The sequence below is a fragment of the Treponema sp. R8-4-B8 genome (assembly GCF_054786175.1).
The window spans coordinates 1-15,783 of sequence record NZ_BDHE01000002.1 but is presented as its reverse complement, the minus strand read 5'-3'; the positions used below and the strand labels follow the sequence as shown (position 1 = coordinate 15,783).

Here is a 15,783-nt window from a genome sequence, read left to right as displayed (position 1 = left end):
ATTTTTCGCATACTACCCACCTATCATAGCTCATGAAAGCCTGATAAAAAGCGACCCACCCGCCCGTATGCGAAAAATTGAGGGGGTAATTTATCAGTATCTTTAATAAGGTCAAAAAAAGTAGTTCCGCTTCGCTCCACTACTTTTTTTTTCAAATCATTAAAGCCTGTATCTCGCAAAATGTCGCATAACAGCAGTCATAAAACCCGTGTGAGATAGTCGTAATATCCCCACCCGCCAGCGAAACCCACAAGAGGAGAGTAATACGGTGGCTTTGTGGCGGCGGAATTTTATTGTCCCCCCCCCTGCCGCCGAGCTACCCCCCCTATTTTAATAGGGAAACTTTTGCGCCTTCCGCCTGTCCACATGGCAAAAGACCCGAAAAAATCAAAAATGCCCGACCTCGATAAAATAATAAAAAGAAAAAGCATAAACCGCTAAAGCCATGTGGACAGGCTACAGGCGCAAAACTCACTATAAACCGGCTCAAAGGGGGGGAGGCAGCGTATTGCCGTTGGCAATACGCTGTAAGGAATAAAAAAAAGCAAACATCCATGTTTGCTTTTTTTTATGATACAGGCTAATCCTCACGCCCCGCCGCCACAAAGCCACAAAAAAGCGTAGTATCCCCGCCCGGCTTTTCGTATAACAAGAAGCGGAGCGAAGTATGCACACGGCTGACGTAAATAAAACAGCCTTCGCTATCCGCTAAAAGTTCCCAAAATCCGTAGTAAAAAATAAATCCCTATTGCCGCAAATCCGCTTGTCCGCTCCGCTCCCAAGCGGATATACGGCGAAAAAACCCGATAAAAAAAACAGCCCCTCTTGATTTTTTCAGAAATAAAAAACCAGACGCTTTTAAAAAATAATTCTTAACATAAGCCTGACAGCGAGACACGGTAAGACCCACCCACCTAGCGGTAGGTGGGCATTGGTAACGCAAAGGCATTTATTCGGTGAAACCCCTGCGCAGCCCCCTTCGGGGACAGCGCAGGGGCTATGATAGGTAAGGCGTTTATTCCGTAATGAGACAAACCGTAATGAAACATTTATCCGCTAAAACCGCTAATACTCCTTCACTTCGTTCAGTCGGATTAGCGGCAACAATCCCCGATGATAATATTGTTCCCTCTGATAATTTGCACACAGCCGCCGACAAAAAAGCCTCGGTAAAAAACTGCCAGAAAATGAAGCATTGAAAGTGTATCTATGCAGCATAAAAGGCGAATTTGCCACTTCTATATATATAATATATATTTATAAGTTTCCTTTTTTTTATTTAAGATACACAAATAAATAAAAATATAATAATAGGGAATAATAAAGAGTAACAAAGAGCAACAGGGAGTAAGAAAAAAAGTGTATGATAAACTCTTTTTAATCCTACAAAACCATACACCTAAATACACTTTCTTGCATTTTTTTCTCTTGGCAGCATGGAAGCCATTTTTATTGCAGGGGGCGTGTGCGTCTCTTAAAAAAGTCATAATTTTGTAATTGGAAATTTTATCAATGTAGTAAAAGATTTTTTGCTCTGTTTTTTACTTTTTATCGCTAACAAATAGCAATACAGAGCAACAAGGAGTAATACAAAAATAAAACAAATTATAATTCGTGTTTTCACTACCAAAAATTGAGGGGGCAGGGGGAACAATAAACCGCACCCGCAGGGTGTAGATGAAAAATTCAACACGTTCCAGCGCCGAACAGATTAAAACGATGAAAAAATGAGGCTTGCTTTAGCAAGCCGTCCGCGCTGCGGTCAAAGCGAGGTATTTATTAACTCTGAATAAATAAATAATAGCGTATCTTAAAATCCGCTTTCTACAAGTAATTAGGTAAAAGGTGCAATTTCCCTCCGAGTTACCGTAAGCTTCCAAAAGTAAGTAAAATAAGGATAAGGAGAAACGACTACGAAAAAGCCAAATATGCCACAAGCGCAAATCATGACTTTAGATGAAAAACTTATCTTTTCAGGTAAGACTGCTTACTGAATTATGGAAAACAGGGACAAAGAAGGGTATATCCGCCTTATGAAAATAGTTCCTATGTTTCCGTATTTGGCAAAAGTTATGAAAGAAAATTTGTTTCCTAATTATTTAATTAACGACGGTTGGAATTTATCTGAAGCAGAAGTTAAATTTGGATAAAACTGGTTTAATCGCTAACATTAACTATGCGGTATTACATATTGATTCTGGACGAAAAAAGTCTACCACTAGGGGTAAAGAACGAGAGAGGCGCATTAATTGTGTCACTTATAAAGTGAATAGGTAATTTACATTTCTTGCCTTAGTAAATCAATATATGCTATAATAACCCATGACCGAAAACGACCGCCTTGAACAGCTTAAATCCCTTGTCTCCAATTTTTCGGCAAATATCGCAGAGTATAAAAATGTAAAATATGACGAATCCAACACCAGAACCGACTTTATCGACAAATTTTTTACATTGCTCGATTGGGATGTGGCAAATAATCAGGCATTTGGCGAAAACTACCGTGATGTTGTTCGAGAGGACAAGGTAAAAATAGAAGGCACTCTAAAAGCCCCCGATTACAGTTTCAGAATAGGCGGAATAAGGAAATTTTTTGTTGAAGCAAAAAAACCTTCGGTAAATATCAAAGAAGCCGCCGAATTTGCTTTTCAAGTACGCCGTTATGCCTACACCGCCAAACTGCCGCTTTCAATTTTAACTAATTTTGAAGAATTTGCCATTTACGATACTCGGATAAAACCTGACAAAAACGATAAGGCAAGCGTAGCCCGTATTGATTATTTTACATTTAAGGAATATGAGCAGAAATTTGATTTTCTTTACAATACATTTTCAAAGCTTGCCATTAACAAAGGCAGTTTCGACAAATACGTCATCGACAACAAAAACAAAAAAGGCACGTCGGAAGTAGATACCGAACTGCTTGCCCTTATCGAAAGCTGGCGTATGACATTGGCAAAAAGCATTGCTAAAAACAATCCCGACCTGTCTCTTTACAACCTGAACACGGCAGTACAAAAAATCATCGACCGCATTGTATTCTTACGCATTGCCGAAGACAGAGGCATTGAAGGTGAAAATATCCTGCTGACCGTCGCTAAAACATCAAATATATACGAAAAATTAAACTTGCTTTTTACAAAAGCTAACATTAAATATAATTCCGGTCTTTTCGCTTATGAAGAATGGCTAGAAAAAGTTTTTATTGAGGATAAAGTATTATCCAATATTATTATTAATTTATATTATCCTGAATGTCCCTATGAATTTTCAGTATTGCCCATAGAAATTCTGGGAAGTATTTACGAACGTTTTCTGGGCAACACGATTCATTTTAAATCAGTTAAAGGCACTATACATACTGCGGCAGTAGAGGAAAAACCCGAAGTAAAAAAAGCGGGCGGAGTATATTACACGCCGCAGTACATAGTCGATTACATCGTTCAAAACACGGTAGGCGAAAAAATAAAAAACAAGAAACCAGAAAAAATAGCCGCCATAAAAATATGCGACCCTGCCTGCGGTTCAGGCTCTTTTCTGGTTGGTGCGTATCAGTATTTATTGAATTACCATCTTGATTACTACACGCAGGAGAAGAACATAAAGACTTCATTGAAAAATAAAAAAATATTCGAGGCAGGGCATAATACTTATAAACTTACCATAGACGAAAAACAGCGTATCCTGTGTAATTCAATCTTCGGCGTTGACATTGACAATCAGGCGGTTGAAGTTACCAAACTATCCTTATATCTAAAACTACTGGAAGATGAAAGCAGGGAAAGCTCAGAGCAACTTTTTAAGTATTCCGATATAACGCTTCTTCCGTATCTTGAAAACAACATCAAGTCCGGCAACAGCTTGATTGGGACAGACTATTACGATCAGCCTTCCCTTGAACTAACTGATGATGACCGTATTAAAATTAATTGTTTTGATTGGGAAGGGAAAAACGGTTTTTCGGAGATTATGAAAAACGGCGGTTTTGATGTGGTTATTGGTAATCCGCCGTATTTCAATATACAAACTTTGGGAGCTGGTTCTGAAATAGCTCGGTATATCCAAAAGAAATATGATTATATTTGGCAAGATAAAAGCGATATTCTTTTCTATTTTCTTGTTAAGGCAATGCAGTTGTCAAAAGGAAATATAGGTTTTATTTTATCTAATGCGTTCTTGTTTTCCGATAAGGCTCAGAAATTGCGAAATAAAATCATTGATGACGGCAGGCTTGCAAAAATCGTTAATTTTGAACAATTTCAAGTTTTTGAAGGAGCGAGCATAACGACGGGTGTTTTTATTTTTCAAAGTGAGCATACAGAAATTCAGGCAGCAGTGCTGAAAGATAAAACATACAGCGTTAAGGAATTGCAGGATTATATTAACAACAACGCACATTATTTCAAAGTCAAATTTGAAAAAGACGCTGTTTTTGCATTAGTGGATTCCCGTACCGCCGAATTAATAAATAAAATTGATGGCACTCATTCCCTGTTACAGGACCTCTTTCTTATTGGCAAAGGAATGGAAACTGCGGCTGATGATGTTTTTTTATTCGACAAATACCCCAAGCAATTTCCCAAAAAGTTTATCAAAAAACGAATAACCGGAAAGAATATTGACCGGTATTTTATAAGCGATGAAGGTGAATACGTTCTTTATTTTGAAGATGTCGAAAACTTCCAAGACCTGCCAGTCTCAATACAGAATCATCTGAATAATAACAGAAAAATGCTAAAAGGAAGGGCGGATAAAAGGAGACGGCCATCAGCACCGTGGTGGAATTATACCTTTGCAATGCATAAAGAGTATTATGATCTGCCAAAACTCTATTGTTCGCGGCGTTCATTTAGAAATGCTTTTTGTTATGATGAAGGTTTTAGTTGTTTGGGGTTTTCTAACATGACCGTTGTTTTTGGGACAAATGAAAAATTATCGCTGAAATATATTATGGCTTTGCTCAATTCAAAATTATTAACATACAGATACAGATCAATAGGTAAGCAGACAGGCGGCGGTAGTTTTGAATATTTTCCAAATGGCGTAGGCAAACTGCCTATTCCAACTCTCGATCTTTCTGTAAAAGCTGACAAGACCAAACACGACGCTCTCGTCTCTCTTGTAGACAAAATGCTTGATCTCAAGCAAAAAGAAGCCGCCGAGCCTAACAAACAAGTAAAAACAATTATTTCGGGAGAAATTGATGGTGTTGATAAGGCAATAGATACAGCGGTGTATCAACTGTACAATTTGACTAATGAGGAGATTAAGGTGGTGGAGGGGAAAGAGTGAGTAATAATGGTTATATTAATAATTTAAGTACTCTTGACTTTCAGTTAGAAAAACCTGATTACTCATCTGTTTATATTGTAGATAGACAAAATGAATATATTTCTAGAAACGAATCTCCTTATATTCCTTATATTATTGTAGCATTGGACAAAGCAAAAGAATTTGATGTTGATGCCGTGTATTTTCGTTTTTTTGACGACGGACGCCCCCCATTGGCTCAAATATACATATATGATAATATTTTAAGAAATCGAACACAGGAAGATTATAATACGATTCACCGCGCTGTATGGAGTGGTTGTGAGATACCACTTTACATGATCGTTAATCAAAGAGAAATTAAAGTTTTTGACAGTCGCAAACCTGTTGATATTATTAAAGACAAAATTATAACAAGCCCCATAGACATTATTGATTTAGATATTCAAAATGATGCTTTGAAAAAATATCATGCTCAATTATTTAATAATGGAGCATTTTGGGAAACCGATGCCGCAAAAAATCATTTTTTACATAGTACAGGCGTTGCTGAACGGCTACTTAACAGTTTAAGAGGGGTAAGGTATGAATTTAAGCGATTGATAGGAAAAAAGCAATCAGAACTGTCTGACCGTTTATTGATAATGTGTATTTTAATCAAATATTTAGAAGAGAATGGAATAGATTCTGAAACGGGAAATAATCTTGCTCAAGATTATTTTTATAAAGAAACTGGTTTTAGATCATTAACAGAAATATTACGCAATAATAAGTTAACTGAACTTTTAAAATCATTGTCAGAACATTTCAATGGTGGAATATTTTCAATGACTGATAAAATGAATCCATATAAAATTGTTTATGATGATATAATAAAATTAAAACAAAATAAATTAGCAGTTTTTTTTGAAGCAGGTTCAAATGAAAATCTTTTTGGATGGACAGAATATTCTTTTGAACATATACCCATTGAACTCATCAGCAATTTGTATGAGGAATTTTTACCTAGAGAAAAAAATCGAAAGGGAAAGGATAAGGATACTCCTAAAAATGGAGCGGTTTATACTCCTTCTTTTTTGGTAAATCTTTTAATTGATGAATGTTTACCGTTGAATTTTAAAGATACAAATGAAAATATAAAATTGATTGATCCTGCTTGTGGCTCAGGTATTTTTTTGGTAATTGCATTTAAACGCTTAGTTCAACGATGGAGAATAAAAAATAGACACGATGGCAAATTAGCTGACCCTAAACCTGAAATACTAAAACAAATATTAAAAAACAATATTTTTGGTATTGATACACATTTTAATTCTGTTCAGTTAACTATATTTAGCCTCCAATTAGCATTATGTTCAATGTTAAAACCAAGACAAATATGGACAAAACGAGGATTATTCAATGATTTAGAAAAAGATGGCAATATTATTGAAAAAGATTATTTTGATTATCTGTCAGAGGATCTTTTTAATAAAGATTTTGATTTAGTCATAGGGAATCCACCATTCAAAGAATTACCGGAAAAAGATTTTGCCGTTTACAAGAAAAAATTGTCAAAATTTGAGAAATGCGAAAATATTAATTTACAAATCCCTAATTATCAGGAAGCATTACTATTCTTATCAACTTCATTTCTTCTGTTGAAAAAAGAAACTGGAAAATTATGCTTAATCATGAAATCTGGACCATTTCTATACAGTGGTGATGAAGACAACAATCAAAATGTAAACTTTATTTTCCGTAATGCTCTATTTAAACAATATAATGTTACACAAATAATTGATTTTACACTTTTAAAGAAACTCTTCAGATCGAATGTAGAAACTGCGGCTGTTTTTATAGATAATTCACCTGCCAATGATACCCCAATAACTCATATTGTTATTCGAGAATCCATATCCGTTGTTGAAAAATCCTACTTTGAATTAAGTCATTATGACTTTCATGAAATCCCATCTTTGGTTGCAGCGTCAACCCCTTATGCGTGGAGATGTAATTTATTAGGTGGTGCTCAAGTATATCATCTTGTCAATAGGCTAAAAAAATTTCAAAAATTGAAAGACTACTTAGAAGAAAAAAAACGGGAAGGATGGGACTACGGGCAAGGCTATATTGTTGGAAATAAAAAGTATAAAGATAAAAATAAAATTATTTCAGGGAAATTTACAATTTTGGATAGGTTTTTTAAAGATAATGGCATTGAAAAAATCGAAATTCAGAATGAAACACATTTTAAGGACATTCCTGCAAATTCAGCATTAATTTTTAGCCCACCCCATTTTATGATAAAAAAGTCTATTGGCAAAAAATGTATTCCAATGGATTTACGAAATGATTATCTTACTTTCAGGAATGAAATATTAGGTATACATTGTCCGCCGAAATGTCGTAATGAACTTATCAATTTGGCGAAACAGCTAAAAACAAATAATAATTTTTTACGTTTTTATATTGTTGCTACGAGTGCACGAGCAGGTATTGTTAGGTCTCTATATTCTTCAGATTTAATTGATTTGTTAAATTTGCCACTTTTTATAGATAAAACTTTCAAACCAAATATTGCAGAAAAAATTATTATTGATGATGTGTTAAATTATTACATTGAAGAATTTGGAAAGGGGAAAAATGCGAGCATTCATAAAAAGACAGCAGGAATCGAAAAACACATTAAACCTTTTTCTAAGGTATATTGCGACTCATTGAATAAAATATATGCTAAAGAAAAGAAAAAATATTATTTTACAAAACTTATAGAAGGAGATTCATTCTTTGCTTGTGAATATACATTTGGAACGGATAATAATTTTACCCATGAATTGTATAAAAAAAATATAAATGATTTATTATATTCATGGAATCCAAGTCATACTGTTAAATTTAGTAGGGTGATGAAATTTTATGGAAATAATGTTATCCGAATTGTAAAACCAAAAAAATTAATGTTTTGGTTACAATCAATTGCATTAAGAGACTTCGATGATACTCTTGAAGATGCCCTAAACAGGAAATAAAAAGATGGAAAAACCAATTGCATCACAAGGGGAACCTATTAATGAATTAGAAATATACGAAACACTTTTTGTTTTCATTGATGAATTCTTATATAACTATAAGCCTTTAACAAAAGAAACTGAAGAAGATAAAATTACGCAAAACATTGAATATTTATTAAACGAAGAAACTCATGACAATGATAATGGTTTTATTTTTCAGAATCAATATAAGGAAGGGATATATACAACAGATATTGGTGTTTATTTAAGAAGTATGCATAAAGTATTTTGTTGGATAGAAGCTAAACGATTACCAACTCCAGATAGAGGAAAGAAATGTGATGATGAACGTGAATATGTAATTGTTGACAAGATGAAAGGATTCAAAGGTAATGGCGGTATACAACGTTTCAAAGAAAACAAACACGCTAAAAACTTACATTATTCTATTATGTTTGGTTACATACAGGATAAAAATAATACAGATTATTGGTTATTGAAAATTAACACATGGATAAAAGAATTAATTAATGAAGATAATGAGTTTTGGAATAATGAAGATTGTTTAGTTAAATGCAATACTAAAAAATGTGACAGTTTTTTTTCTGTACATAAAAGAAAAGATAAAACAACTATAACTCTATATCATTATTGGATAAAAATATAAATAAACTATACTTATATTCTCAGATCTAGTAAGAGTTACTCCATAAACACTTTTTAGCACGCCCCCTTACGACGAATATCATCATTCTAATACAGGGGTTTTCAGCCCGTAACCTTTGGAGAATGAAAAGTTTTTATATCGAGTATTCACAAAATACAAATCTGCCGCCCTCATCACCAGAAAAACCAATGGCAATTCTGCCACCATTAGTGGCAGAAATAAGCTGGTCGAAAATATGTGTTATAACCGAAAAATGCAAAGACAAGAATGAGCGTGAATTTTATATAAAAATGACAAAACGCTACGGTTGGACAAAAGATGTATTGATTAACAACATCGAAAATAAAGCGTTTGAAAAATATCTTACAAATCAAACAAATTTTGATGAAACCGTGCCAGAAAAGTACAGACTTCAAGCAAAACTTGCAGTTAAAGATGAATACAACTTCGACTTCATCGAAATGGGTATCGAACACAGCGAGGCTGAACTTGAAACAGGCATTATAAACAATATTCGTTCATTCTTATCCGAAATGGGCGGAGATTTCAGTTTTATTGGCAATCAATATCATCTTGATGTCGCCGATGATGATTATTATATTGACTTACTTTTATATCACAGAAGACTGCGATGCATGATTGCGATTGACTTAAAGATAGGCGAATTTAAACCGGAATATGCAGGAAAAATGCAATTCTACCTAACTGCGCTTGATGAAACAAAAAAAATACCGGAAGAAAACCCTTCTATTGGAATTATCATTTGTAAAAGCAAAAACCGTACAAGAGTTGAATATACATTAAAAACAGCGAATAAACCTATTGGTGTTGCGACATATTCATTTTATGACAACCTACCAGAAGACATACGCTCTTTACTTCCATCGCCTGATGAAATAGCGGCAATTATTAATGTGATAGATGTAAATGACGATTAATTGAAATTTGCAACTACTTTTTATAATTGAGTAAATACAGACAAATTATACTTGACTTCCTAAAATATAGAAAAATATATTATTTAATCAGTTTGTTTTTCTTAACAAAAGATAAAAACCCTTCAATAATTTGCTTGTTTCGTTCTTCAATATCTTTTTCGGTAAAATCTGTGTTGTTTTCCGCAAGATTAATCAATTCAATGATTTGCGTTTTCTCTTTTGCTTTTCTTTTACTGACAATTTCACCTTTATAATATTTTACCTTGTCAGAAAATCTATAATCGGTCGCCCTTATATTGATACGTTTTTCAAGCAATGACTTGTTTCCAAGAACTTCAAGATTTTTTTCATCTTTTAATGTTTTTTCATTTTTCTGTCGGTTCTTTGAGAAAATATGCTCTATATCAAAAGCGGTGTCTATCTTTGGTAATGTTTGAGCAGGGGTACTAAATGCCCACCAAGTCAACATTGACTTTGTTATTGGTCTGCCATTTTTAAATTCATAGTTATTAAAAGATATTCTTATACTGTCTAAGTCAAACTTAGATTCGTCAAAATTTATTGGTTTGTCGTTAACAATATTCATCATTTCCGCATATACCGGAGTTCTTAATGCGTTTACCCCAGGATTAACAACGGCATATGTCCAAATAAAAGCGGTAATTATTGTTAAAAAATCATAAAATTGTTTGTCATTAAGTTTTCCATCTTTATCTTTATTATGCATAAAATATACAGAAACAAAATAATTCCACATTCCATTTGGAGCGTAGTTCAAAACAAAAAGCTTTTTCAAAACATCATTAGAAAATCGCTCATCGTCTTGGTCGATAACATCTTTCCAGAAATTTGCAAGTGTTTTTAGATTCTCAAATGTTTCTTCTTTTTTAAGTAAACTGTATTTATCTTTTTCATAGAATTTTCTAAGTGCTTCAGTTGTACTTGATTTAATTCCTTGTTTTGCACGGACATAATACATGTATCGGGCAAATAGTTCATCCATTGGGGTTCCGGTAATTGGGTGGAAAATTTCTATACATATTTCCTCAAGCGTTTTCCATTCATCAATAAAAATATCTTTTTTTCCTTTGTCTCCATAAAATTTATAAAATTGCGCTTTGAAAATATCAGCATCAGAAAGAGGTAAACCTCGATCATTAAGAGTTGAAAATATTTGTAATGCGGTATCTTGTTCTTCTGATTCTATAGGCAGAAAGATACAATTTTTTAGTATTCTATTTGGCAAGTACGCAAAACAACTTGGCATTTTTAGTACAAATTCATCTATTTTCTTTTTGAAAAAGCGGTAGTTATTTGCATAGTTACTTTTTTGTTCATCATATACTTCGCCTGATTTTAGTATTTTAAGGAATTCATCTTTATCATTATCTGTCGCTACTTCCGAATTTATCTTTAGAACATCCAGATTTGCTTTACCAAATGCGTCTGTTTTCCAAATACATTGTGAAATGGCTTCCCTCGTCATTCTTGTTGGTTCATCCTTCATATTTAAAAGTTTTACATAGAAAGCGCGTAGAAGCAACATCAGAGTAGTAAGCCTTTGTTGTCCGTCAATCACTTCCAACTTACCAGATTCGTTATTTTTGAAAGTTACAATAGTGCCTAAAAAATATTCGGCGTTTTCGTCATCAAATTTTTGGTAATCGTCATCAGGTATTGCAAATGCAAAAAGGTCATCCCATAAGGTTTGGCATTGTTCGTCTGTCCATGCATAAGGTCTTTGATAGTCAGGTATGAGAAAATCAGACTTTTTATCCTCGAACAGAGTCTTTATGGTCTTATGATCAACATTTAATTTAGACATGGCTAATTTTCAGACTTTTATTCTTTTTTGTCAAGCCGGCCGATAGACCCAAAATCCTCTCAATCAAAATAAACCCTATCACATTTTTGTTTCACCACCGCCCATTCAGGAAGCGGCAAGCATTCTTTTTTCTGTTGTAAAAATGTATATCTTTGGGAGTTACCAGTTCCATCTCCCATGCAAGAGCAATCATTTCTCCACGGTTGCTGACATGAAAAGCGTTATATAAACCGTTAAGTTGGTTGTAAACCGTCCTTATGGATTTATTCAATATTTCCCTGATACGGTCAGGAATACACCCGCAGCACAGCATTACAAGACATTCCTTCCGCATTTTAGTTATTTTGCTTTTGTGTCTGGCTATTCCTCGCAATGTTCAATCAGGCGATGAACCTTCGGCGAAACATACTATCCTTCATCCCGAACAATCTGCAATCCCCATTTTAATTCATCATATCCCTCCCACAAATTACGGTATTAAGCGCATTATTTTTCTCGTCCGTAACAGTAACATTTTCAAACCCTAACGCTTCAAGTCGCCTCTTTATCTCCGTATGCAGTTATGCCGCCCTAGATAGCGCCAACACCCCGCCAATTATTTTTTTATCCCCCATAACATTATTCCAATTATCAGGCGGAAAACAGCCTTGCCCGTCCTTACCATATAATTTCATCTTTTTTTCTGTAACGCACGTTTTCCTCTGAGCGGATTCGTGTTTTTCCCCCTCCGCCACAAGACGGATCGCCCTTAAAAAACGTATCCGTTCCACCAGTTTTTCCCTTTACCCGTAGGTTTTAGGCTTAACAGTCGGATGCCTGTCAAGCCAGTTTTCTTCGGCGGTTTTCCGTTCCACGTCCGTTGCGTCAAGATCTATACTGGTAATCTTTTTCCCGATAACGCAACGCCTTGTTCAATTTATATAAAGGTATTCCCTCATTCGCCACCAGCGGTATATGGTCTGCACCGACACCTGCAACGCCGCCGCCACTTCGCTCACTTTCCAATAAGTTTCCATATGTCCTCCTATATACATAAAAAATACAGTCTGCAGGTTCATAAATAAAGCTGGAATTCAGGCAGAATTCTTAAACCGTATTTTCATAACCCGTTATACCTCACCCACATACAAAAAAACAAGTCTAGCCGATTTAGAATTAAATAGGGCTTTTGCAAAATTTTCGTAAAATATGTTATAATATTACTTGTGGAGGATAATAATATGTTAGAAATTACAAAACCAGCAGAATATTTATTGGAAAAAATAGATGTTCCAAAAAAAATATATGCTTACGTAAGAAATAAAATATTTTTAAACAAATTAATTGAGTCGCAAAAATATTATTACAAAAAGCATTCGTTTGAAAACAAGTGGGTATCGACAAATCATGGTTTTTCTATTTTATTAAATTTACCAAGTATTTATGATGAAGACAAAGGACAGCTTCCTAAAATATATGTTAAATCAAATTCTAAAACAATTGATTACATTAAGTTATTAATAAAAGTTTATACGAAAAATGACGTAAAACAGGACGTTATTGAATTATATGATATTGGCAATAAACCAGTTTCTAAAAAATTAATTGAAGTACCATATCGTCAAATAAATTTTGAAAATGAAACTAATAGTTTCCCATATAATTATATAGAAATATATATGATTAATGATAAAAAGACATTTATCAATTATTTTTATCCTACAAATTTTGATTTGCTAAATTATAGGTACATCTATTTTAATGGATCCTATTGGAACAGTATGTTAATTGAACGTGAAATGGAAGAAATTTTTTGTAAAAATCCGAAATGTATTATTGATAGGAAGATATTTGAAATCCTTTGTAAAAAAGAATATAATTCATTCTTATATAAATTCATAAGTTTTTTATATTGGATAAAAGTAGTAACAAAAAGTACTGTCACATAACCGGTTAATAATTGCTTCTCCGCTTTACTGCAACTCTGATTATATCGGAACATGATGTGCAATATTTTCTTTATTTCTAAGATTGATATCATTGTCCGAAAGCCCCTTTTCTTGCCATGTGGTATTAGACCGCTTGCACAATCAGTCATTAGCCATGAAGGGGGGAACCAAACGGCGGCGGATTTTGAAAGTTGCGGGACAAAACCAGAGCCACTCGACTTGTAATCGTGTAAGAAGCCCGCCGCAGATTTGCGAAAAACGCTAAATTTATTCGGTGGGCGCGGCTATGAATTTTATTGTCCGTGTCAAGTTTCTTTCCCTGTCCGTCATCCCAATAGGTTTCCATGCTTAAACCTTCACAGAGTTAAAACCAAAAGTAATTGGGATAAACGTGCAACTTTTAGTTTTTGAAAAAAACGGTTTTGGGCAAAAAAATGCCCCCGCCATCATCGGCAGGGGCATAAAATGAATAATTTTAAATCTATGAAGCCTGTTTACTCAATTCGGCTTTTTCATCATTCGGCATTTTAACAAGCGTAAAAGGCGGTATTTCTTTACCCGATGTTTCAGGTTTTTTTAACAACGCTTTTTGTATCTCCGTTACTTCTCCAAAATCCATAGGGTCAAAATGAGTATAACGGTCGGTCATTTTTTCCGTCTTATGACCTATAACCGCTTGTACTTTTTTGACGGACAAGCCGCCTTTTAACATTTCCGTATTGCAGAAATGCCGCCACGCATGGACATTAAGCCCCCTCTCGTTTATTTCCTTTTCGCTTATGCCGATATTCTGCAAAGCCTTCATCAAGCCGCTGTAAAGGCTGTTTCTGTTTATCGGCTTATCGCCGCCAGTCAGCGAAAACACAAAACCCTGTCCGTTTACGCTCATCAGTTTTTTCAAGTCCGCAATAACCTCATCGGCAAGCGGAATATGGTGTTTCGTTTTCGTTTTAGTTTCCCTGTAGCCGTACACCTCATCATGTTGGGCGCAAATATAAATATGGTCATCAAAAACATATTCGCCTTTTAATCCCAATATTTCACAACACCTAATTCCTGTTAACGCCGCCAACTTATGGGCAGTACACATCAAAAAATCGTTATTCCAGACTTTTCTCCAATCGTCAGAAAACAACGCCATAAATTCGTCATGGGTGATAATCTTTTTTTCTTTTTGTTCTTGCAACAATTTTTGCACATCATTGAATGGGTCTCGCTCGATAATGTGTTTTTTTACCGCCCATTTCAACATAGTTTGCAACGAACCGTAAAAGCCGTTAGCGGTTGAGTTTTTATATTTTTTTGAAATCAGATAATCAAGCCAAGCGTCAATCTCTTTACCAGTAATAGCGTCCAATTTCATTTTCCCAAAGTAGGGAACTAAAATATTTTCTACCACGCCCTTATTTTTATCCGCATAAGATTGTGTCAGGTTTCGGCGCTTGCGCCGTTCTTTCAAGTATTCGCTTTTTTCCCAATCCCAAAACACAGCGGAAAATTCGGCAAAAGTCGGCATTTCCTTTGGTCCCGGAAGTAGCTTCCCTTTCCTGTTCAACAAATTGCAATAATTCCTTGCCGCCGTCTTATTGCTCTGTCCGGTAGTCCAGGGACCTAACCGTTTCCCCTCTCCGTCATAAGCGTAATAATAGACCACTGTTTTCCCCGAAGGAACAACCCTTGTAAACAAAGTAAAATCGTTGTGCATAGCAAAACTCCTATTTTTTTGAAAATTGATGTCATACCTGATAACACGAATTTTCAAGCGTTTTAGGCGTACCGAACCAGCAACGCTAATTCTTTACAGGATATAGATTTATCACAGAGTAAAACCGCTGACAACTGTTGTTTAGTGCAATTTCAACAATGTTACCAGCATTGGTGAGAGCGCCTTTTACAACTGTGAAAACCTTGCTAGCGTAAACATACCCAATAGCGTTACCAGCATTGGGGAGAGTGCTTTTGCTTATTCCGGCCTTGCCAGCGTAACCATACCAAACAGTATTATCAGAATTGAGACTCACACTTTTGAAAGATGCGCCAGCCTTACCAGCATAACTATACCGAACATAAGGAAAACTGCACGTTTTACCTAATTACAAAATATACAGTTTCCGTAAATGCTTATCCCATAAGAAATTAGCGTTGCTGATTTTTACGCAAA

Annotated in this window: 14 protein-coding genes and 2 pseudogenes; 10 read left to right on the top strand and 6 right to left on the bottom strand. The window is 34.8% G+C overall.

Annotation, left to right across the window (positions count from 1 at the left end; translation table 11 throughout):
- Nucleotides 1–276 precede the first annotated feature (276 nt).
- The 8 genes and pseudogenes from ACYVRA_RS00425 (at nucleotide 277) to ACYVRA_RS00390 (ending at nucleotide 9,869) form a co-directional block, all read left to right on the top strand.
- A complete protein-coding gene (locus ACYVRA_RS00425) occupies nucleotides 277–441 on the top strand; it encodes a hypothetical protein (RefSeq protein WP_461250768.1) in 165 nt (54 codons plus the stop codon).
- A 584-nt stretch (nucleotides 442–1,025) separates the two neighbouring features.
- On the top strand, nucleotides 1,026–1,199 hold the full coding sequence (locus ACYVRA_RS00420) for a hypothetical protein (protein ID WP_461250767.1): 174 nt from the start codon (nucleotides 1,026–1,028) through the stop codon (nucleotides 1,197–1,199).
- A gap of 798 nt (nucleotides 1,200–1,997) precedes the next feature.
- The gene (locus ACYVRA_RS00415; RefSeq protein ID WP_461250766.1) at nucleotides 1,998–2,150 is read left to right on the top strand and encodes a hypothetical protein; all 153 of its coding nucleotides are present in this window, start codon (nucleotides 1,998–2,000) and stop codon (nucleotides 2,148–2,150) included.
- Nucleotides 2,151–2,322: 172 nt separating this feature from the next.
- Nucleotides 2,323–5,292 carry an Eco57I restriction-modification methylase domain-containing protein gene (locus tag ACYVRA_RS00410; RefSeq protein ID WP_461250765.1) on the top strand — a complete coding sequence of 990 codons (2,970 nt, stop codon included), beginning with the start codon at nucleotides 2,323–2,325 and terminating at the stop codon, nucleotides 5,290–5,292.
- Nucleotides 5,289–8,282: an N-6 DNA methylase gene (locus ACYVRA_RS00405; protein ID WP_461250764.1), complete on the top strand. Its 2,994-nt coding sequence runs from the start codon at nucleotides 5,289–5,291 to the stop codon at nucleotides 8,280–8,282. The genes ACYVRA_RS00410 and ACYVRA_RS00405 overlap by 4 nt, the downstream gene beginning before the upstream one ends.
- A 4-nt stretch (nucleotides 8,283–8,286) precedes the next feature.
- Nucleotides 8,287–8,931 carry a hypothetical protein gene (locus ACYVRA_RS00400; RefSeq protein ID WP_461250763.1) on the top strand — a complete coding sequence of 215 codons (645 nt, stop codon included), beginning with the start codon at nucleotides 8,287–8,289 and terminating at the stop codon, nucleotides 8,929–8,931.
- Nucleotides 8,932–8,996: 65 nt separating this feature from the next.
- Nucleotides 8,997–9,278, top strand: a pseudogene (locus ACYVRA_RS00395) (DUF1016 N-terminal domain-containing protein); the annotation flags it as partial.
- A 45-nt stretch (nucleotides 9,279–9,323) separates the two neighbouring features.
- A complete protein-coding gene (locus ACYVRA_RS00390) occupies nucleotides 9,324–9,869 on the top strand; it encodes a PDDEXK nuclease domain-containing protein (RefSeq protein ID WP_461250860.1) in 546 nt (181 codons plus the stop codon).
- A gap of 79 nt (nucleotides 9,870–9,948) precedes the next feature.
- On the opposite strand, the gene ACYVRA_RS00385 is transcribed toward ACYVRA_RS00390, so the two are convergent.
- The 4 genes from ACYVRA_RS00385 to ACYVRA_RS00370 form a co-directional block, all read right to left on the bottom strand.
- Nucleotides 9,949–11,694 (bottom strand): DUF262 domain-containing protein, encoded by a 1,746-nt coding sequence (locus tag ACYVRA_RS00385; protein ID WP_461250762.1) that lies wholly within the window; start codon nucleotides 11,692–11,694, stop codon nucleotides 9,949–9,951.
- Nucleotides 11,695–11,785: 91 nt separating this feature from the next.
- Nucleotides 11,786–12,028, bottom strand: coding sequence for a helix-turn-helix transcriptional regulator (locus ACYVRA_RS00380; RefSeq protein ID WP_461250761.1), 243 nt, complete (start codon nucleotides 12,026–12,028; stop codon nucleotides 11,786–11,788).
- A 226-nt stretch (nucleotides 12,029–12,254) separates the two neighbouring features.
- On the bottom strand, nucleotides 12,255–12,464 hold the full coding sequence (locus tag ACYVRA_RS00375; RefSeq protein WP_461250760.1) for a hypothetical protein: 210 nt from the start codon (nucleotides 12,462–12,464) through the stop codon (nucleotides 12,255–12,257).
- Between the two features lie 141 nt (nucleotides 12,465–12,605).
- Nucleotides 12,606–12,710, bottom strand: coding sequence for a helix-turn-helix domain-containing protein (locus ACYVRA_RS00370; protein ID WP_461250759.1), 105 nt, complete (start codon nucleotides 12,708–12,710; stop codon nucleotides 12,606–12,608).
- Between the two features lie 204 nt (nucleotides 12,711–12,914).
- Between ACYVRA_RS00370 and ACYVRA_RS00365 the strand changes: the two genes are divergently transcribed.
- A complete protein-coding gene (locus tag ACYVRA_RS00365) occupies nucleotides 12,915–13,622 on the top strand; it encodes a hypothetical protein (RefSeq protein WP_461250758.1) in 708 nt (235 codons plus the stop codon).
- A 148-nt stretch (nucleotides 13,623–13,770) separates the two neighbouring features.
- On the opposite strand, the gene ACYVRA_RS00360 is transcribed toward ACYVRA_RS00365, so the two are convergent.
- Nucleotides 13,771–13,968 carry a hypothetical protein gene (locus ACYVRA_RS00360; protein WP_461250757.1) on the bottom strand — a complete coding sequence of 66 codons (198 nt, stop codon included), beginning with the start codon at nucleotides 13,966–13,968 and terminating at the stop codon, nucleotides 13,771–13,773.
- A 135-nt stretch (nucleotides 13,969–14,103) separates the two neighbouring features.
- A complete protein-coding gene (locus ACYVRA_RS00355; protein WP_461250756.1) occupies nucleotides 14,104–15,327 on the bottom strand; it encodes a tyrosine-type recombinase/integrase in 1,224 nt (407 codons plus the stop codon).
- A gap of 166 nt (nucleotides 15,328–15,493) precedes the next feature.
- Between ACYVRA_RS00355 and ACYVRA_RS00350 the strand changes: the two are divergent.
- A pseudogene (locus tag ACYVRA_RS00350) lies at nucleotides 15,494–15,715 on the top strand (leucine-rich repeat domain-containing protein); the annotation flags it as partial.
- Nucleotides 15,716–15,783 lie beyond the last annotated feature (68 nt).